The organism is Acinetobacter sp. ANC 3929 (genome assembly GCF_000369405.1).
Taxonomy (GTDB): Bacteria; Pseudomonadota; Gammaproteobacteria; order Pseudomonadales; family Moraxellaceae; genus Acinetobacter.
On record NZ_KB849998.1, the window covers coordinates 325,111 to 341,312 of the forward strand.

Annotated in this window: 25 protein-coding genes and 1 pseudogene; 1 reads left to right on the plus strand and 25 read right to left on the minus strand. The window is 41.3% G+C overall.

Annotation, left to right across the window (positions count from 1 at the left end; genetic code table 11):
* Nucleotides 1-72: 72 nt before the first annotated feature.
* The 5 genes from rrtA to F909_RS14760 all read right to left on the minus strand — a co-directional run bounded on the left by rrtA (nt 73) and on the right by F909_RS14760 (nt 3,241).
* Nucleotides 73-648 carry a rhombosortase gene (gene rrtA / locus F909_RS14780; protein ID WP_005147089.1) on the minus strand — a complete coding sequence of 192 codons (576 nt, stop codon included), beginning with the start codon at nt 646-648 and terminating at the stop codon, nt 73-75.
* A gap of 76 nt (nt 649-724) precedes the next feature.
* Entirely contained in the window at nt 725-1,828 is a 1,104-nt protein-coding gene (locus tag F909_RS14775) for a hypothetical protein (RefSeq protein ID WP_005147092.1), read from the minus strand.
* Between the two features lie 359 nt (nt 1,829-2,187).
* A complete protein-coding gene (locus tag F909_RS14770; protein ID WP_005147099.1) occupies nt 2,188-2,394 on the minus strand; it encodes a hypothetical protein in 207 nt (68 codons plus the stop codon).
* A 207-nt stretch (nt 2,395-2,601) separates the two neighbouring features.
* Nucleotides 2,602-2,991: a hypothetical protein gene (locus F909_RS14765; protein ID WP_005147104.1), complete on the minus strand. Its 390-nt coding sequence runs from the start codon at nt 2,989-2,991 to the stop codon at nt 2,602-2,604.
* The gene (locus F909_RS14760; protein WP_004804137.1) at nt 2,984-3,241 is read right to left on the minus strand and encodes an FAD assembly factor SdhE; all 258 of its coding nucleotides are present in this window, start codon (nt 3,239-3,241) and stop codon (nt 2,984-2,986) included. Before F909_RS14760 ends, F909_RS14765 begins: the two co-directional genes overlap by 8 nt.
* 187 nt (nt 3,242-3,428) lie before the next feature.
* On the opposite strand from F909_RS14760, the gene F909_RS14755 reads away from it, so the two are divergent.
* On the plus strand, nt 3,429-4,601 hold the full coding sequence (locus F909_RS14755; protein ID WP_005147106.1) for an acyl-CoA dehydrogenase family protein: 1,173 nt from the start codon (nt 3,429-3,431) through the stop codon (nt 4,599-4,601).
* A 50-nt stretch (nt 4,602-4,651) separates the two neighbouring features.
* Here F909_RS14755 and F909_RS14750 read toward each other — a convergent pair whose 3' ends face one another.
* The 20 genes and pseudogenes from F909_RS14750 to rplN form a co-directional block, all read right to left on the minus strand.
* Nucleotides 4,652-5,152: a DUF2059 domain-containing protein gene (locus F909_RS14750; RefSeq protein WP_005147109.1), complete on the minus strand. Its 501-nt coding sequence runs from the start codon at nt 5,150-5,152 to the stop codon at nt 4,652-4,654.
* Between the two features lie 128 nt (nt 5,153-5,280).
* Nucleotides 5,281-6,771, minus strand: coding sequence for a flavin-containing monooxygenase (locus F909_RS14745; protein ID WP_005147112.1), 1,491 nt, complete (start codon nt 6,769-6,771; stop codon nt 5,281-5,283).
* A 354-nt stretch (nt 6,772-7,125) separates the two neighbouring features.
* Nucleotides 7,126-7,529 (minus strand): annotated as a pseudogene (locus tag F909_RS20745) (GNAT family N-acetyltransferase).
* Nucleotides 7,530-7,683: 154 nt separating this feature from the next.
* The gene (rplQ, locus tag F909_RS14740) at nt 7,684-8,049 is read right to left on the minus strand and encodes a 50S ribosomal protein L17 (RefSeq protein ID WP_005147113.1); all 366 of its coding nucleotides are present in this window, start codon (nt 8,047-8,049) and stop codon (nt 7,684-7,686) included.
* Between the two features lie 18 nt (nt 8,050-8,067).
* Nucleotides 8,068-9,075 carry a DNA-directed RNA polymerase subunit alpha gene (locus F909_RS14735; RefSeq protein ID WP_004804125.1) on the minus strand — a complete coding sequence of 336 codons (1,008 nt, stop codon included), beginning with the start codon at nt 9,073-9,075 and terminating at the stop codon, nt 8,068-8,070.
* An 18-nt stretch (nt 9,076-9,093) separates the two neighbouring features.
* Nucleotides 9,094-9,720 carry a 30S ribosomal protein S4 gene (gene rpsD, locus F909_RS14730; protein ID WP_004657698.1) on the minus strand — a complete coding sequence of 209 codons (627 nt, stop codon included), beginning with the start codon at nt 9,718-9,720 and terminating at the stop codon, nt 9,094-9,096.
* Between the two features lie 12 nt (nt 9,721-9,732).
* Nucleotides 9,733-10,119, minus strand: coding sequence for a 30S ribosomal protein S11 (gene rpsK / locus F909_RS14725; RefSeq protein ID WP_004281491.1), 387 nt, complete (start codon nt 10,117-10,119; stop codon nt 9,733-9,735).
* Between the two features lie 19 nt (nt 10,120-10,138).
* Nucleotides 10,139-10,495: a 30S ribosomal protein S13 gene (gene rpsM, locus F909_RS14720; protein ID WP_004657696.1), complete on the minus strand. Its 357-nt coding sequence runs from the start codon at nt 10,493-10,495 to the stop codon at nt 10,139-10,141.
* A 107-nt stretch (nt 10,496-10,602) separates the two neighbouring features.
* A complete protein-coding gene (gene rpmJ, locus F909_RS14715; protein ID WP_000867907.1) occupies nt 10,603-10,719 on the minus strand; it encodes a 50S ribosomal protein L36 in 117 nt (38 codons plus the stop codon).
* 21 nt (nt 10,720-10,740) lie between these two features.
* On the minus strand, nt 10,741-12,060 hold the full coding sequence (gene secY / locus F909_RS14710; RefSeq protein ID WP_171067275.1) for a preprotein translocase subunit SecY: 1,320 nt from the start codon (nt 12,058-12,060) through the stop codon (nt 10,741-10,743).
* A gap of 45 nt (nt 12,061-12,105) precedes the next feature.
* Complete coding sequence (rplO, locus tag F909_RS14705; RefSeq protein ID WP_005147117.1) at nt 12,106-12,546, minus strand: 50S ribosomal protein L15; 441 nt, start codon at nt 12,544-12,546, stop codon at nt 12,106-12,108.
* Nucleotides 12,547-12,549: 3 nt separating this feature from the next.
* Nucleotides 12,550-12,726, minus strand: coding sequence for a 50S ribosomal protein L30 (gene rpmD, locus F909_RS14700; RefSeq protein ID WP_003653652.1), 177 nt, complete (start codon nt 12,724-12,726; stop codon nt 12,550-12,552).
* A gap of 6 nt (nt 12,727-12,732) precedes the next feature.
* Complete coding sequence (rpsE, locus tag F909_RS14695; RefSeq protein ID WP_004657688.1) at nt 12,733-13,230, minus strand: 30S ribosomal protein S5; 498 nt, start codon at nt 13,228-13,230, stop codon at nt 12,733-12,735.
* 2 nt (nt 13,231-13,232) lie between these two features.
* The gene (gene rplR, locus F909_RS14690) at nt 13,233-13,583 is read right to left on the minus strand and encodes a 50S ribosomal protein L18 (protein WP_005147119.1); all 351 of its coding nucleotides are present in this window, start codon (nt 13,581-13,583) and stop codon (nt 13,233-13,235) included.
* Between the two features lie 14 nt (nt 13,584-13,597).
* Complete coding sequence (rplF, locus tag F909_RS14685) at nt 13,598-14,131, minus strand: 50S ribosomal protein L6 (protein WP_004657685.1); 534 nt, start codon at nt 14,129-14,131, stop codon at nt 13,598-13,600.
* 13 nt (nt 14,132-14,144) lie between these two features.
* Nucleotides 14,145-14,540, minus strand: a complete 396-nt coding sequence (rpsH, locus tag F909_RS14680) for a 30S ribosomal protein S8 (protein ID WP_005147121.1) — start codon at nt 14,538-14,540, stop codon at nt 14,145-14,147.
* 11 nt (nt 14,541-14,551) lie between these two features.
* Nucleotides 14,552-14,857 (minus strand): 30S ribosomal protein S14, encoded by a 306-nt coding sequence (gene rpsN, locus F909_RS14675; protein WP_005147122.1) that lies wholly within the window; start codon nt 14,855-14,857, stop codon nt 14,552-14,554.
* Nucleotides 14,858-14,866: 9 nt separating this feature from the next.
* The gene (rplE, locus tag F909_RS14670; protein WP_004804116.1) at nt 14,867-15,403 is read right to left on the minus strand and encodes a 50S ribosomal protein L5; all 537 of its coding nucleotides are present in this window, start codon (nt 15,401-15,403) and stop codon (nt 14,867-14,869) included.
* 16 nt (nt 15,404-15,419) lie between these two features.
* Nucleotides 15,420-15,737 (minus strand): 50S ribosomal protein L24, encoded by a 318-nt coding sequence (gene rplX, locus F909_RS14665; protein ID WP_005147125.1) that lies wholly within the window; start codon nt 15,735-15,737, stop codon nt 15,420-15,422.
* A 9-nt stretch (nt 15,738-15,746) separates the two neighbouring features.
* Nucleotides 15,747-16,115, minus strand: a complete 369-nt coding sequence (rplN, locus tag F909_RS14660) for a 50S ribosomal protein L14 (RefSeq protein WP_004657680.1) — start codon at nt 16,113-16,115, stop codon at nt 15,747-15,749.
* Nucleotides 16,116-16,202 lie beyond the last annotated feature (87 nt).

Consider the following 16,202-nt stretch of genomic DNA (forward strand, 5'->3'; position numbering starts at 1 on the left):
GATTAAATTTGCAGCAAACTTTTTCAAAAAAGAATGACTGCAATCACTTTTTTGTTGGTTATTTTTATCAATTTATATGTTCTCTGTTTTCCTTTTTATCAATAAATAGCTTAAACCACACAACACACCACCAATTGCGCCAATCAAATGTGCTTCGGTCAGTACAGGACTACCAATCAACTGAGCCGTTCCTGTTTGACCAAAAGAGTTTTCCCAAATAAGTTTTGCAGCAATCAGTGCCAACACCAAGATTGCAAATTTTCGTTCGTTCTTATATTTCAAATACACCAATCCAACTGCGGTATATAAACCATGCAAAACGCCTGAAAGGCCTGCATAAGCATCAATATAAGGCAAATAAAAATAAAAGATTAAACTAATGAATGGAGGAAGGACTAATAACAAAGCCCAGAGATGCCAATTTCGGACATGAGGAAAAATAAATGGTAAACATGCAAATGCCAACATATTCAACAAGAAATGAATCCACCCCACATGTACCCAATGCGCGGTCCATAAACGCCAAAACTCAGTCAGTAGACTGGGTCTCCAATAAATAAAATGATCTGCAAACACTTGTAGACAAGCCGATATGGAAATACATATCGCGATCAAAATGATTTTCCTTATCCATATTTGATCTTTCATTTATCTACTACCTCTTAAAAAAACAGACCTTTTACAAGTGTAGATGTTTCAAATGTAAAAGGTCGTTTAATTCAGGTTACTGTGCTGATGTCTCTGATGCTGGGGCTGTTGCATCTTGAGCTGGTGCAGATCCAGCATCACCACCACCATCAAAGAGTGAATCTAATTCAGCCGAATTTTCTTGTTTATCATCCCAGAATGAAGTCAGACCTTCATCACTCGCTCTCACACCCGTATTTTCAGTCCAATAACGATCTGCAATGCCACGGACCATCAAGCCTGCTATCTTATCAATCAATCTAAATTGTGGATTAGCTGGTTTATCTTCACCTGTTGCCGCAGCATATGAACGGAAAGCATCACGCAATTTTGCATCATCACCACTGGCTTGCGCAGCAACCGCATAGAGTGCATGTGCTAAACGTACACCTTTTTTCTCGCCAATTGCCATAGATTGCTTCATGGTGGCATACGGTTCAGGCTTCCCATCACCTGCACCAGGTAATAAGGTCCAGATCACCGCACGGGTTGCCATTGGAGCACCCCAGAATTTTTCATTATCCAAACAGGTCATGCCTCGCTCAACAATTCCCGCGATATCCTTAGGGACATTGATTGCACCACCTGAGTTAATATCATTAGTCATGGCTTGCAGACCACTCACCATACCGAGTAAATAAACGGTTTGGTCTAAATCATTACGCATAGTTGGGCATGAATCGCCTAATTTATATTTGTATTTGGTTTCCCAGCGATTTGCAAACAGTTGATAACCTGCATATTGTCGTTCAGCAGCAATCGCAGCCCAACGTTTCTGTTCAATACGCGCATCTTGCGCTTCAGACACTTGCCCCGCTTTAGAGGCACGTAAATAACGTAATTCTGCTTCTAAGGCTTGACTCTCAGCACACACACCTGCTGCTGTATAAAGTAATACAGCCATACGCGTCGGATCAGCCCCCATATCTTTGGTTGACATGACCGCAGGCGTTAAAGCATTCCCTGAGTTACACACCATTTCGGCATCATCCATCGACAAAATCGGTGGAACAATATGCTTTTCACCAAAACCGAGTGCCACATTTGCACCCGTTTTAATCACATACGAACATCCAGATAGCATTGATGTTGTTAATACCGCAACCGCCACACCCTGCCCAATTTTATGGAGTTTAGACATACTTCCTGTCCCTCTAATAATTTGTTTTTTCCTTTTAGCTGTACATTATCAGATGCAATACTTGAATTAAAGAGTAATTGCTCTAATTTAACGAGGACATTTTGACATAATTCACAAATGAAAGAATTGACAGATCCGCAGCAATACAGAAATTTCAGGCAAAAAAAAGTAGCATTGCGACGGTTCAGCACATGCTACTTATTAACTGGTAAAATCGTGAAACTCTTTATATTTTAGTTTTGTTGAAAATAATCCTTGAGTAATGTTCCAGCTCTTCCTACTACAATCGCCATAACGATCGCAATTACCAGAAACATCCACATTGAAATCTCCATAGAGACCTCCTACACTTTTTGTATCTACTTTTGATAGATACTAGATTGGCGTTCACCATCGATATTCACAGGAGAGTGATATATTGATGACACTTTCAATCTCTTTCTCTTGGTCACTACAACTTGACGTTGACGTGATTCAAGAAATTCCCTGAGTAAAGTTCCTGCTCTTCCTACTACAATCGCAAAAATGATTGCGACCACCAGAAACGACCATGTTGGAATTTCCATTTTGGACCTCCACCATACTTTACGTTGGTGTTTGTACTTTAGCGAAAATAACTCAGCGTTGATTGCCAGATTGTCTGACAATCATAATTTTCACGATTTTTTAGAGTATTTAATCTAACAATTTAAATAAAACAAACTTTAATTTTAACCAAGATATTGAAATTTATATTTTTATTAATTTTATACAGTTGTAGAATTGTCAAACAATTATGCCAGTTTTGCGCGTAATTTTAGCTTTTTCCACTGAGAATGTGATAATTGATCCCACCAAATCACACAAGGCTGTTGCTTATGTTTAGAAAAGTACAAGGTGATATACGCGTGGTGATCTAATATTTTGACAATTTGTCTTCGTTGAATCGCTAAGGTTGGATCAGAAAACTCAAATGAACACTCTTGCTCATCCAAGTATTCGAACTGTTTAATTTGAGGCCGTTTCAAAAATAAAACCCAAGCAACTGCCATCATGCATACGCACATTAACCAAATCCATAAGGCAAGTAAGGAGTAGGTTAAACTAAGGATGACAATGAAAATTAAGAGCTGCAATGCGATCGCAAAACGACTGCGTTGCAGCTCGAAAACACCATTAACCATGGACATAGTGTTTTAATTTTAAAATAAAATCTTTTAATTCTGCACGAGGCGGTTCCCCAACCTCCATAAACCAATCCAATAAATCTGGATCTTCTTGATCGACTAACTCCGCAAATAATGCCTTTTCAGCGATATCGGCTGTCAGGTAATGGTTTTTAACATAAGGATCAAAATACACATCGATTTCTTTTAAACCACGACGTGCACGATACACAACCTTACGCTCTTCCAGTGTCATTTCATCAGACATTATTGGCTCCGCAATGCAACAATTTTCCCATAGTGTACCTGATCTCCCCGATGAAGTTCTGAGAGATTTTTCTCAAGTGACCAAATACATCAATCAAATTGAGCATTGATCACATTGTTCACTATTTTCGATTTCTTGTATGGTGATGAAGATGATTTAAATCCAACACTCTAGGGAAAAATAACAAATGCAATCAGGTGCTATTCGTCCAATTCCAAACATGCTCCCACGCAAACTGTTTACTTCAGACCACGAAGCATTCCGTGAAACAGTCCGTAAATTCTATGAGAAAGAAGTTGTGCCCAATATTGAAAAATATGAAACACAACAACATGTAGATCGTGACTTATGGAATAAGGCAGGTGCACTTGGCTTGCTTTGCACAACCATGCCAGAGCAATATGGTGGTTCAGGTGTTGATCGTCTTTACAGTATGATTCTGATCGAAGAACAAGCCTACGCCATGGATTCAAGCACGGGTTTTTCTTTGCATTCAGATATCGTTGCCAACTATATCAATAACTTCGGTAACGAGGATCAAAAACAACACTGGTTACCGAAAATGGCAACAGGCGAAGCAGTCACAGCGATTGCGATGACTGAACCTGGTACAGGTTCCGACCTACAAGCAGTTCGCACGACAGCCGTATTGGATGGCGATGAATATGTCATCAATGGTTCTAAAATCTTTATTACTAATGGTTATCTTTGCGACATGGCGATTGTCGTTTGTAAAACTGGCAATAATGAAAAAGGCTCAGCAAACTTATCTTTGCTGATTGTAGAAGCGGATCGTGCCGGTTTCAGCAAAGGTAAACCACTGAATAAAATTGGTATGAAAGGCCAAGATACCTGTGAATTGTTCTTTGATAATGTCCGTGTACCGAAAGAAAACTTGCTCGGTATGGAAGGCATGGGCTTTATCATGTTGATGAAAGAGCTCGCTTGGGAACGTATGTTGGTTGCGATTATCTGTCAAGCAGGTGCTGAAGCAGCTTTTGCTCATACGGTGCAATATACCAAAGATCGTAAAGCTTTCGGCAAAGCAATTAGTACCTTCCAAAATACTCGCTTTAAACTGGCGGAATTGCGTACTGAAATTGATTTCTGCCGTACCTATTTAGACCGTTGTATGGAATTACAGCTTGAAGAAAACTTAGGCGTGGATGCCGCAGCAGCTGCAAAATACAAAATTTCCGATATGTTTTCAAAAGTCGTCGATGACTGCTTACAACTGCATGGTGGTTATGGTTATATGCTGGAATATCCAATCGCCCGTGCTTATATCGACAACCGTGCTAACCGTATCTATGCTGGTACCAATGAAATCATGAAGGAACTGATTTCCCGTACCCTCTAAAGATCAATAAAGAAAAGGGATCGTGTCCGATTGCGCGATCCCTTTTTTATTTATTTCGATTCAGGTTTTTCAGCAGCTTGAACAGGCTGCGGATTCATTCTTGCCATCAGTTGCTTCACTTTAGGATTCTCAATGTATTGTTGCATGGTGGTATTCAGTGCAGTACGTGCATTTTGTGTGGTGAAATGCGCGACTTCACTACCAACATCACTGGCTTTCTTTGCCCATACCTTTCCTTCTACTGATTGATAGAAACTCAAAGCGGCTTGTAACTCTTTTTGGCTAAAACTTTCTACATAACGTTGTACGATAAATTGCTTACGCTGTTCACTGTTCAGATTTTTGCTCAAATCAGCATAAAAACTTTCAGGTAAATCTTTTGGCAAACGCATACGAATTTGCTCTAAAATCATTTTATCGGTGTTTTGCAGTCCTTGTTCCGTCCCGTCAACAGATACCAGCTTTTGTGCAATGGCTTCTTTTTGTTTTACGTCATCGGCAAACACCAATGTACTGAATAATAATGTCCCTAAGATGATGATTTTTTTCATCGTATTATCCCTAATCAAAATTTTCTAATGTGCTCAATATACGCGATATTGATCGAATTTAAAGCCTGATTGAAAATAAAAAAACCCCACGCTTATGCATAGGGTTTTTTTAATAAATTTAGTAATAATTACGACACCAGCTTTGGCTTACGATCGACTTGCTCACCACGTTTGTGGAACTGTAAAACTTCATCGCTAAATTTAGCATCTTTCAAGTCTTTACGATCCGCAAGGTAGTTATTGGTGATTTTCCACGGTGCTTTTTTACCTTGTTTTGGCATCACATCTGCTGCACGTGCAATATAACCAGAAGACATTTTGCCCATGATCGTATCTTGCTCACGCAATGCAGGATCTGCATGTGCAATCACTTCGTCATAACCATTTTTGTCCATATGATTCAACAAGCGACAGATATAGTCCGCAGCAATATCAACTTTCAATGTCCAAGATGCATTGATATAACCAATGATCATTGCCATGTTGGGTACATCACTGACCATCACGCCTTGATAGAGCATGTGCTGAGACGTATCCATTGGTTTGCCATCAATCGTCCCTTTCACGCCACCCAAGATTTGGATTTCCAAACCTGTTGCTGAAATCACAATATCTGCTTCGAGGTGTTTACCAGACTTCAACTGGATACCATTTGCCGTAAACTTCTCAATTTGATCCGTTTCTACATCAGCACGACCTTCACGCAACGCTTTAAATAAGTCACCATCTGGCACGACACATAAGCGTTGATCCCAAGGATTGTAGCTCGGTGTAAAGTGTTTCATATCCACTTTACCCTTTAACTGCAACTCAATACCTTTCAATAATAAACGACGTACTGTTTTTGGATATTTTTGCGCTAACGCATAAATACCGCGCTGCATCCCGATGTTACGTGCACGAGTAAATTTATATGCTGTTTCCTCAGACATAAATTTACGCGTTTTTTCATAAATGAAGTCAATTGAAGGAATCGTCGCTATATAAGAAGGAGAACGCTGTAGCATGGTTACATGCCCTGCACCACCTTTCACCATTGAAGGAACAAGCGTAATTGCGGTTGCACCACTACCAATAATAACGACTTTCTTGCCTGTGTAATCTAGGTTTTCAGGCCAGTGTTGTGGGTGGATCAATTGACCTTTAAAATCTTCTTGTTTCGGGAATTTCGGTGCATAACCCTGATCGTAGTTATAGTAGCCCGTACAACCCATCACAAAGTTTGCTGACCAAGTTTGTTTTTTCTTGTTGCTGTCTTCAATTTCGACAGCCCATGTTTTCTTTGCAGAATCGTAGTTTGCAGACAATACACGATGACCGAAGTGAATTTTCTCTTTTAACTGATTTTCACTGATGACATCGCTTAAATAACCTTTAATCTCAGCGCCACTTGCCAATACTTTGTCTTTTGCCCATGGTTTAAAATTAAAACCGAACGTTGACATATCCGAGTCAGAGCGAATACCAGGGTAGCGGAATAAATCCCATGTTCCGCCAAAACTATCACGACGCTCTAAGATTTCGAATTTGCGTTGTGGACAATTCTTTGAGAGATGTACAGCTAGCCCAATCCCAGAGATACCTGCACCAATAATTAATACATCAACTTGCTTTTCCATTTTTTTTATACCCTGTGTAAACCATGACTTTATTAAAGCACAAATTTGACAATACGCAATGTCAAGTTTGGTCATTCATCGGTTTTTTCATATCACTTCGGGACAATTTTAGAAAAAACAGCGCTAAAAAATCCTGAGATTTCTGCTTGGATTTCTTACTCAAAAGCATAGTAGAACCAAAAAATTATGTACACACACGAAATGCTTAGAGCGCTATTCTGTTTAATATTAGATAGCGAACAATATTTAAGAAAATGAATCTGTCACTTAAAAAACATTCCCTTAAATGACTTCAGGGAATGACCCGTATAAGAAGCTCTATAGAAATAGATGCTTGCCCAGATCATAAGTCTGCTAGCAGACAGAATATATAAATGTGTCTGAAGGTAAAAAAAGTTTCATCAAAAGCTCATCTGTATATTCAGCGCTATTTTTTAATGCTTTGGACTCTACCCCATACGTTTGGAAGCCAAATTTTTGATAAAGCTTAATTGCTGGCTGATTATCATCGGCAACAACAAGTAAAATTTGTTCTAAATACTCTTTGCTGTGTTCAATAACAGTCGTGAGTAGTCTATTGGCTATACCTCGTCTTTGAAATTCAGGTTCAATAAATACGCTGGATAAATGAGCCTTATGAGAAAGCTTTATGCCAAGTTCTCAAGCATTCCAGGGGCTTTTGCTAATGCTGCAAGTCTGATGGTTCTAAAATCATTCAGCTCATTCATACTTAGAGTTTTAATCTCAATATTTAACATATTTGTCTATTTGAATTTTTATAGTCATGCGACCTAATTTAGTAGAATACTCGATTTAAAATTATGCTCAAAATTAATTAAAAATGAACAATAAAAAAGCCGGTTATTACACCGGCCTTTTTTGGAACAACTGACTGTTCTACACGTAGAAGTATTATTTTACTTCACGGTCAACGAGTTCAACGTAAGCCAACGGTGCAGCATCACCTGCACGGAAGCCCGCTTTAAGAACACGAAGATAACCACCGTTACGTTCTTTGTAACGAGGGCCAAGAACGGTAAATAATTTACCAACAGTTGCTGCAGAACGAGTACGAGCAAACGCTAAACGACGGTTTGCTACTGTATCGTTTTTAGCTAAAGTGATTAAAGGCTCAGCAACGCGGCGAAGTTCTTTCGCTTTAGGTAGAGTTGTTTTAATTAACTCGTGCTCAACTAAAGCATTTGTTAAATTTTGGAACAACGCCTTACGGTGGCTGCTGGTACGGCCTAATTTCACACCACTATTACGATGACGCATGGTGATAGTCCTACTTAATTAACGGCTACGATAGGCAAAACGGTCATCCATACGGAGACTAGCTGGTGGCCAGTTCTCTAAACGCATGCCGAGTTGTAAACCTTTCGATGCCAAAACATCTTTGATCTCTGTTAACGATTTTTTACCTAAGTTAGGAGTTTTTAACAACTCAACTTCAGTACGTTGAACAAGATCACCAATGTAGTAAATATTTTCTGCCTTCAAACAGTTAGCAGAACGAACAGTTAGCTCGAGATCATCTACTGGACGAAGCAAGATTGGGTCAACTTCTTCGCGAGGCTCTTGAGCAACAGGAGTTTGATCTTTCTGAAGATCAACAAAAATTGCAATTTGTTGTTGCAAGATTGTTGCCGCTTTGCGGATTGCTTCTTCTGGATCAACAGTTCCGTTAGTCTCAAGATCAATCACTAACTTATCAAGATCGGTACGTTGTTCAACACGAGCATTTTCTACTGTGTATGAAACACGCTTGATTGGGCTATAAGAAGCATCTAACTGTAAACGACCTACAGGACGTGTTTCACCTTCAGGGAAACGAGAGTCAGATGTTTCATAACCACGACCTTGAGAAACTTTAAGGCGCATTTTCAATGAACCTGTAGAACTCAAAGTACCGATTAAATGATCAGGGTTAACCACTTCAACATTGTGAGGTAAACGAAGGTCAGCTGCAGTTACGTCACCTGCCCCTTGTTTCTCTAATGTCAAATATGCTTCGTTTTGATCGAACAGCTTAATAGACAATCCTTTTAGGTTCAGCAAGAGCTCGACGATGTCCTGCTGCAAGCCTTCTAAAGTACTGTACTCGTGCTCGACACCTTCTATTTCTACTTCAACCACAGCAGCGCCAGGTAAAGAAGACAATAGAATGCGACGTAAAGCATTACCTAGAGTGTGACCAAAGCCACGCTCTAAAGGTTCCAGAATCACTTTTGCCGAGGTCCCGCTCACCGCTTCGACCTTGATCGCTTGCGGAGTTAGAAACTCGTTTGCAGTACGCGTCATTTATTGCTACCTCAAGGATTATTTAGAATACAATTCTACAATCAAGCTTTCGTTGATTTCAGCAGGTAAATCAGAACGATCTGGTGCAGCTTTAAACGTACCTTCTAACTTAGAATGGTCAATTTCCATCCAAGCAGGGATACCACGTTGAGCAGCTAATTCAATTGCGTTTTTAATACGTAATTGTTGTTTAGCGCCTTCGTGTACTGCAATTACATCACCAGCTTTAACTTGGATAGATGCAATGTTAACACGACGACCGTTCAAAGTGATGCTACGGTGAGATACTAACTGACGAGCTTCTGCACGTGTAGAACCAAAACCCATGCGATAAACAACGTTATCAAGACGGCTTTCAAGCAATTTCAACAAGTTTTCACCTGTTGCGCCTTTCACACGAGCAGCTTCTTTGTAGTAATTACTAAATTGACGCTCTAACACACCGTACATACGACGTACTTTTTGTTTTTCACGTAATTGTAGTGAGTACTCAGATTGTTTGCTACCACGAGCTCCGCCGTGTTGGCCAGGAGCTTTAGCATGTTTTTTAGTCTTAACGTCAAACGGTTTAACGCCAGATTTTAATTGCAGGTCTGTCCCTTCGCGGCGAGAGAGTTTGCATTTTGGACCAATATAACGAGCCATGAATGTTTCTCCTTACACGCGACGTTTTTTAGGTGGACGGCAACCGTTGTGCGGAATTGGAGTCACATCGGTAATGCTGTTAATTTTATAACCCACTGCACCTAATGCACGAACCGCAGATTCACGACCAGGACCAGGACCTTTTACAAGGACGTCCAAGTTTTTCAAACCGTAATCTAAAGCAGCTTTACCAGCAACTTCAGCAGCTACCTGAGCAGCAAACGGTGTTGATTTACGTGATCCACGGAAGCCTTGTCCACCTGAGGTAGCCCAAGCCAATGCATTACCTTGACGATCGGTAATCGTAACAATGGTGTTATTAAAAGAAGCGTGAATGTGTGCGACACCTTCAGAGACGGTACGAGTGACCTTCTTGCGTGCGCGAGTATCTTTAGCCATCTTTTAGCTTCCAGAAATCTTATTTCTTAATCGGTTTGCGCGGACCTTTACGGGTACGTGCGTTAGTTTTGGTGCGTTGTCCACGGACAGGCAAGCTGCGACGATGACGAAGACCGCGGTAGCAGCCTAAATCCATTAAACGTTTAATGTTCATGGAAATTTCGCGACGTAAATCACCTTCGGTCGGAACCTTAGCAACTTCTGCACGAATCGCATCAAGCTGAGCATCATCTAATTCACGGATTTTTGTAGTTTCAGTAATACCTACAGCAGCTAAGATGTTCTTAGCAGTGTGGCGACCTACACCAAAAATATACGTGAGAGAGATAACAGCATGCTTGTTATCCGGAATGTTTACACCGGCAATACGAGCCATTCAATTTTCTCCAAAAAGGCAGTCAAGATAATCAACCGCCCCACAAAAATCTTGAGGGGCGGATAATAACCTAATTAGCCTACTGAAATCAACAGGTCTTAATTAAATTAACCTTGACGCTGCTTATGACGAGGTTCTGCGCTACAAATTACGCGAATAACCCCATTACGACGGATAACTTTACAGCTACCACAAATTTTCTTTACAGAAGCTTGTACTTTCATGATGAAACCTTCTAAGTGCGCTTATCCCTTAGGATGAGCAGTCGTTTTTCTCATTAACGTTTGATTATCATACTGATGCGACGTAAGGTGCGCTTGGAGTTGCGCCATAAAGTCCATTACTACTACCACTACAATCAGTAACGATGTCCCACCCAAATGGAATGGAATACCGAACGAACTTTGTAGAACCATAGGCATTAAACACACTACAGTAATGTAGATTGCACCAATGAAGGTCAAACGGTTAAGAATATGATCTAAATAACGAGCCGTTTGCTCACCTGGTCGGATGCCAGGTACATATGCTCCGCTACGCTTTAAATTCTCTGATACTTCTTTCGGGCTAAACACTAGCGCGGTATAGAAATAACAGAAGAAGATAATTAACGCACCGAAAAGCATTAAATACAACGGCTGTCCAGGCGATAACACCAATGCCAGATCTTGTAGGCTACGCTTCACAATCCCTGCATTTGGATCAGCACTTCCTAACCATTGTCCCAAGCTCGCTGGAAATAATAACAATGAGCTTGCAAAAATCGCTGGAATTACACCTGCCATGTTAATTTTTAACGGCAAATGTGTTTGCTGTGCAGTAAACACACGACGCCCTTGCTGTTTTTGTGCATAGTTTACAGGAATACGACGTTGTGCTTTTTCAATAAACACAATCGCTGCCAAGACTGCCAACGATAATAAACCGAAAACAACCAACCCGATTAAACTACCCTGACCATTTTGTACAGACGTTAACGACTGAATCACGAGATTTGGCAAACCTGCCACAATACCCGCAAAAATGATCATTGAGATACCATTACCAACACCACGTTCGGTAATTTGCTCGCCCAACCACATCAAGAACATTGTTCCTGCAACTAACGAAGTTAATGCTGGAACATAAAATGCTAGGCCTGAAGTTAAGGTAATACCTTGACTGATCAAGCCAGCACACATCCCTATACCCTGCACAAGTGCAAGAAATAAGGTGCCATAACGCGTATATTGATTGATCTTACGTTTGCCTTGCTCGCCTTCTTTTTTCAAAGCTTCTAGCGAAGGAATTACGGTAGACATTAACTGCACGATAATCGATGCAGAAATGTACGGCATAATCCCTAATGCTAGAATCGACATGCGTTCTAATGCACCGCCAGAGAACATGTTAAATAAACCTAAGAAGGTACCTTCATTAGCTTTAAAAAAATGTGCTAGCGCTACATTATCAATCCCCGGCAACGGAATATGCGCTCCTAGTCGAAAGACCAACAACGCGCCAATCAAAAACATTAATCGACGAATAATTTCACGGTATTTCACATGAAATGGTTGGCCTTTCATCATGTTTACATGACCTGAAGAACTAGGAGTCATAGACACTCGAGATTACTCCTCGACTTTACCGCCAGCAGCTTCAACAGCAGCTTTAGCGCCTTTAGTCAACACAACACCTTGAATAGTGAATGCGCGAGTGATTTCACCAGAAAGAACGATGCGAGCACGAATTTGGTCACGACGAACAACATTCGCAGCTTTCAAAGTTTCTAGGCTAACAACATCGCCTTCAACTTTATTCAACTCAGACAAACGTACTTCAGCAGTTTTCAAAGCGATTTGACTAGTGAAGCCGAATTTAGGCAAACGACGATATAACGCAGTTTGACCGCCTTCAAAGCCTGGACGAGTACCACCACTTTTACGTGAGTTTTGACCTTTGACACCACGGCCACCAGTCTTACCAACGCCAGAACCGATACCACGGCCTAAACGACGATTTTCACGTTTTGCACCTTCTGCAGGCGCAAGTTCATTCAAACGCAGAGTCATGGCTTATTCCTCTACACTAACCATATAGTAAACTTTGTTGACCATACCGCGGTTAGAAGGCGTATCTTGCACTTCTACAGTATGACCAATACGACGCAGACCTAAACCTTGAAGGCAAAGTTTATGATTTTTTAAACGATGCGAAGAAGATTTAGTCTGGGTAACTTTAATCGTTTTCATGATTGATTACCCTTGAATTTGTTCTACTGAAAGACCACGTTTCGCAGCGACTTTCTCAGGAGAAGTCATATCACGCAAACCTTTGAAAGTTGCGTTTACTACGTTAGCAGCATTTGTAGAACCATAACATTTAGCAAGTACGTTATGTACACCTGCAGCTTCAAGAACAGCACGCATAGCGCCACCAGCAATTACGCCAGTACCTTCTGAAGCAGGTTGCATGTATACACGGCTTGCGCCATGACGAGCATTCACAGGGTGTTGTAAAGTAGTACCCGCGAGGTCTACAGTGATCATGTTACGACGAGCAGCTTCAAGTGCTTTAGAAATAGCAGCTGGAACTTCACGTGCTTTACCACGACCAAAACCTACACGACCGTTACCGTCACCCACAACAGTTAATGCTGTGAAAGAGAAGATACGACCACCTTTAACAACCTTGGCTACACGATCAACGGCAACCAGCTTTTCAACGAGACCTTCGTTTTGTTCAACTTTCGCCATGATTAGAACTCCAAGCCGCCTTCACGAGCAGCATCAGCCAAGGCTTTGATACGACCATGATATTTAAAACCAGAACGGTCAAATGCAACTTTAGTAACACCAGCTGCCTTAGCACGTTCTGCGATCAAAGCACCAACTTTCGTAGCTGCGTCTACATTACCTGTAGAGCCACTACGCAAAGATGCATCTAAAGTTGAAGCTTGCGCTAAAACTTTGCCACCATCTGCTGAAATAACTTGCGCATAGATGTGACGCGGAGTGCGGTTTACACACAAACGAGTCGCACCCAATGCACGAATGTGCAAGCGTGTGCTTTTCGCACGACGCAAACGGGTTTGTTTCTTTTCGTTCATAAGAACCTCGCGCCTTATTTCTTCTTAGCTTCTTTACGAAGAATAACTTCATCCGAATAACGAACACCTTTACCTTTATATGGTTCAGGAGCACGGTATGCACGGATTTCCGCTGCCACTTGACCTAACAACTGCTTGTTTGCTGATTTCAAAATGATTTCAGTAGCAGTTGGAGTTTCCGCTGTTACACCTTCAGGTAAAGCGTAGTCAATCGGGTGTGAGTAACCAAGGTTAAGGTTTACAGAAGTACCCTTAACCGCAGCTTTATAACCAACACCAACAAGCTGTAACTTACGTTCGAAGCCTTCGCTAACACCTTTTACAAGGTTGTTCAATACAGCGCGAGCAGTACCAGCTTGCATCCAAGCGTCTTTCGACTCTTTAGCTGGAGCAAGTTGAAGTTTACCTTCTTCCTGTTTTAGCTCGACCAGCGCATGCAGGTTGAAAGACAATGTACCTTTGCTGCCTTTCACTTCGACCTGCCGGCCGTTCTGAGTAACTGTTACACCATTCGGTACAGTTACTGGGGCTTTAGCCACACGAGACATGAGGAATCACCTATTAAGAAACAAAAGCAATAACTTCACCACCAACGCCCGCAGCACGTGCAGCGCGATCAGTCATGATGCCTTTGCTTGTAGAAACAATTGCAATACCCAAACCTTGCTTAACGCTAGGAATTTTATCTTTACCGCGATATTGGCGTAAACCTGGACGGCTTACACGCTTAACAGTTTCGATAACAGGTTTGCCTTCGAAATATTTTAATGTAATAGTCAAAGTAGATTTTGTCTCTTCAGAAGCAACTTCTACATTTGAAACATAACCTTCTTGTTGAAGAACGTTTGCAATTGCAACTTTCAACTTAGAAGAAGGCATAGAAACAGTTTGTTTCTTAGCCATTTGTGCGTTACGAACACGTGTTAACATGTCGGCAACGGTATCTTGCATACTCATTTAGTCGCTCCTTACCAGCTTGCCTTAACAACGCCTGGTACATCACCCTGCATTACTGTGTCACGTAATTTGTTACGGCTTAAACCGAACTTACGGAAGTAACCATGAGGACGACCAGTTAAACCACAACGGTTACGAAGACGTACTGGAGATGCGTTACGTGGCAATGCCTGTAACTTTAATGTCGCGGCGAAACGTTCTTCGTCACTTGCATTTACGTTTGCAATTGTTGCTTTTAATTCAGCACGTTTTGCAGCGTATTTAGCAACTGTCTTTTCGCGTTTCAATTCGCGATTAATCATACCTTTCTTAGCCATATCGACCTCTTATTTGAACGGGAAGCCGAATGCACGCATAAGCGCACGGCCTTCGTCATCGCTACGAGCAGTGGTCGTAATCGTGATGTCTAAACCACGGATACGATCAATCTTGTCAAAATCGATTTCAGGGAAAACGATTTGCTCTTTTAAACCCATAGAGTAGTTACCACGACCATCAAATGATTTCGAAGAGAAACCACGGAAGTCACGGATACGAGGGATTGCGATTGAGATCAAACGATCCAAGAATTCGTACATTTGGTCGCCGCGTAAAGTAACTTTACAACCGATCGGCCAACCATCACGGATTTTAAAACCAGCGATTGATTTACGAGCAAGAGTCACAACTGGCTTTTGACCAGCAATGAGTTGCATATCAGCAACAGCGCCATCTAATAATTTCTTATCAGTTGCAGCTGCGCCTACACCCATGTTCAGGGTGATTTTTGTGATGCGAGGAATATCCATCACGTTCTTAACGCTAAGTTCTTCTTGTAACTTCGCTTTAAGTTCGTCGTTGTAACGTGCTTTAAGTCTGGCCATTGCCTTTTTCAACCTATTACTTCGCTACCGCCACTGATTCACCATTTGATTTATAAACACGAGTTTTCGCGCCATCAATCACTTGGTAACCAATACGGTCAGCCTTTTGGGTTGTAGCATTAAAAATTGCCACGTTTGAGATATGAAGCGTAGCCTCTTGAGTAACGATACCGCCTTCAGCGCCAGTTACACGGTTTGGCTTTTGGTGCTTCTTCACCAAGTTAAGACCTTCGACCTTAACTCGTTCTTCAGAAACAGACAAAACAACACCTTGTTTGCCTTTTTCTTTACCTGCGATCACAATTACTTGATCGCCTTTTTTAATCTTAGCCATGATTGCCTCTTATAGAACTTCAGGAGCCAATGAAATGATTTTCATGAACTGTTCAGTACGAAGTTCACGAGTCACTGGTCCGAAGATACGAGTCGCAATCGGAGCTTTATTGTTGTTCAAAATAACAGCAGCGTTATCGTCGAAACGAATAACTGAACCGTCTGGACGACGGATGCCGAATTTTGTACGAACAACTACAGCATTCATCACGTCACCTTTTTTAACACGTGCGCGTGGAATTGCTTCTTTTACAGTAACTTTAATAATATCGCCAACTGAAGCATAACGACGGTGTGAACCACCAAGTACTTTAATACATTGTACGCGGCGTGCACCACTGTTGTCTGCTACGTCGAGCATACTTTCGGTTTGAATCATTGCCCTACTCCAAAACCGAGCATCACCGGTCACAATTTCGAAAGGCTCAAAGAGTACTCGAAATTGTCCGATGATGCAACAAGAACG

What these genes read in the sequence shown, in the direction of transcription:
- rrtA (WP_005147089.1), bottom strand. Translation starts at nt 648, where the DNA reads ATGAAAGATCAAATATGGATAAGGAAAATCATTTTGATCGCGATATGT.
- F909_RS14775 (WP_005147092.1), bottom strand. Translation starts at nt 1,828, where the DNA reads ATGTCTAAACTCCATAAAATTGGGCAGGGTGTGGCGGTTGCGGTATTA.
- F909_RS14770 (WP_005147099.1), bottom strand. Translation starts at nt 2,394, where the DNA reads ATGGAAATTCCAACATGGTCGTTTCTGGTGGTCGCAATCATTTTTGCG.
- F909_RS14765 (WP_005147104.1), bottom strand. Translation starts at nt 2,991, where the DNA reads ATGGTTAATGGTGTTTTCGAGCTGCAACGCAGTCGTTTTGCGATCGCA.
- F909_RS14760 (WP_004804137.1), bottom strand. Translation starts at nt 3,241, where the DNA reads ATGTCTGATGAAATGACACTGGAAGAGCGTAAGGTTGTGTATCGTGCA.
- F909_RS14755 (WP_005147106.1), top strand. Translation starts at nt 3,429, where the DNA reads ATGCAATCAGGTGCTATTCGTCCAATTCCAAACATGCTCCCACGCAAA.
- F909_RS14750 (WP_005147109.1), bottom strand. Translation starts at nt 5,152, where the DNA reads ATGAAAAAAATCATCATCTTAGGGACATTATTATTCAGTACATTGGTG.
- F909_RS14745 (WP_005147112.1), bottom strand. Translation starts at nt 6,771, where the DNA reads ATGGAAAAGCAAGTTGATGTATTAATTATTGGTGCAGGTATCTCTGGG.
- rplQ (WP_005147113.1), bottom strand. Translation starts at nt 8,049, where the DNA reads ATGCGTCATCGTAATAGTGGTGTGAAATTAGGCCGTACCAGCAGCCAC.
- F909_RS14735 (WP_004804125.1), bottom strand. Translation starts at nt 9,075, where the DNA reads ATGACGCGTACTGCAAACGAGTTTCTAACTCCGCAAGCGATCAAGGTC.
- rpsD (WP_004657698.1), bottom strand. Translation starts at nt 9,720, where the DNA reads ATGGCTCGTTATATTGGTCCAAAATGCAAACTCTCTCGCCGCGAAGGG.
- rpsK (WP_004281491.1), bottom strand. Translation starts at nt 10,119, where the DNA reads ATGGCTAAAGATACTCGCGCACGCAAGAAGGTCACTCGTACCGTCTCT.
- rpsM (WP_004657696.1), bottom strand. Translation starts at nt 10,495, where the DNA reads ATGGCTCGTATTGCCGGTGTAAACATTCCGGATAACAAGCATGCTGTT.
- rpmJ (WP_000867907.1), bottom strand. Translation starts at nt 10,719, where the DNA reads ATGAAAGTACAAGCTTCTGTAAAGAAAATTTGTGGTAGCTGTAAAGTT.
- secY (WP_171067275.1), bottom strand. Translation starts at nt 12,060, where the DNA reads ATGAAAGGCCAACCATTTCATGTGAAATACCGTGAAATTATTCGTCGA.
- rplO (WP_005147117.1), bottom strand. Translation starts at nt 12,546, where the DNA reads ATGACTCTGCGTTTGAATGAACTTGCGCCTGCAGAAGGTGCAAAACGT.
- rpmD (WP_003653652.1), bottom strand. Translation starts at nt 12,726, where the DNA reads ATGAAAACGATTAAAGTTACCCAGACTAAATCTTCTTCGCATCGTTTA.
- rpsE (WP_004657688.1), bottom strand. Translation starts at nt 13,230, where the DNA reads ATGGCGAAAGTTGAACAAAACGAAGGTCTCGTTGAAAAGCTGGTTGCC.
- rplR (WP_005147119.1), bottom strand. Translation starts at nt 13,583, where the DNA reads ATGAACGAAAAGAAACAAACCCGTTTGCGTCGTGCGAAAAGCACACGC.
- rplF (WP_004657685.1), bottom strand. Translation starts at nt 14,131, where the DNA reads ATGTCTCGTGTGGCTAAAGCCCCAGTAACTGTACCGAATGGTGTAACA.
- rpsH (WP_005147121.1), bottom strand. Translation starts at nt 14,540, where the DNA reads ATGAGTATGCAAGATACCGTTGCCGACATGTTAACACGTGTTCGTAAC.
- rpsN (WP_005147122.1), bottom strand. Translation starts at nt 14,857, where the DNA reads ATGGCTAAGAAAGGTATGATTAATCGCGAATTGAAACGCGAAAAGACA.
- rplE (WP_004804116.1), bottom strand. Translation starts at nt 15,403, where the DNA reads ATGGCCAGACTTAAAGCACGTTACAACGACGAACTTAAAGCGAAGTTA.
- rplX (WP_005147125.1), bottom strand. Translation starts at nt 15,737, where the DNA reads ATGGCTAAGATTAAAAAAGGCGATCAAGTAATTGTGATCGCAGGTAAA.
- rplN (WP_004657680.1), bottom strand. Translation starts at nt 16,115, where the DNA reads ATGATTCAAACCGAAAGTATGCTCGACGTAGCAGACAACAGTGGTGCA.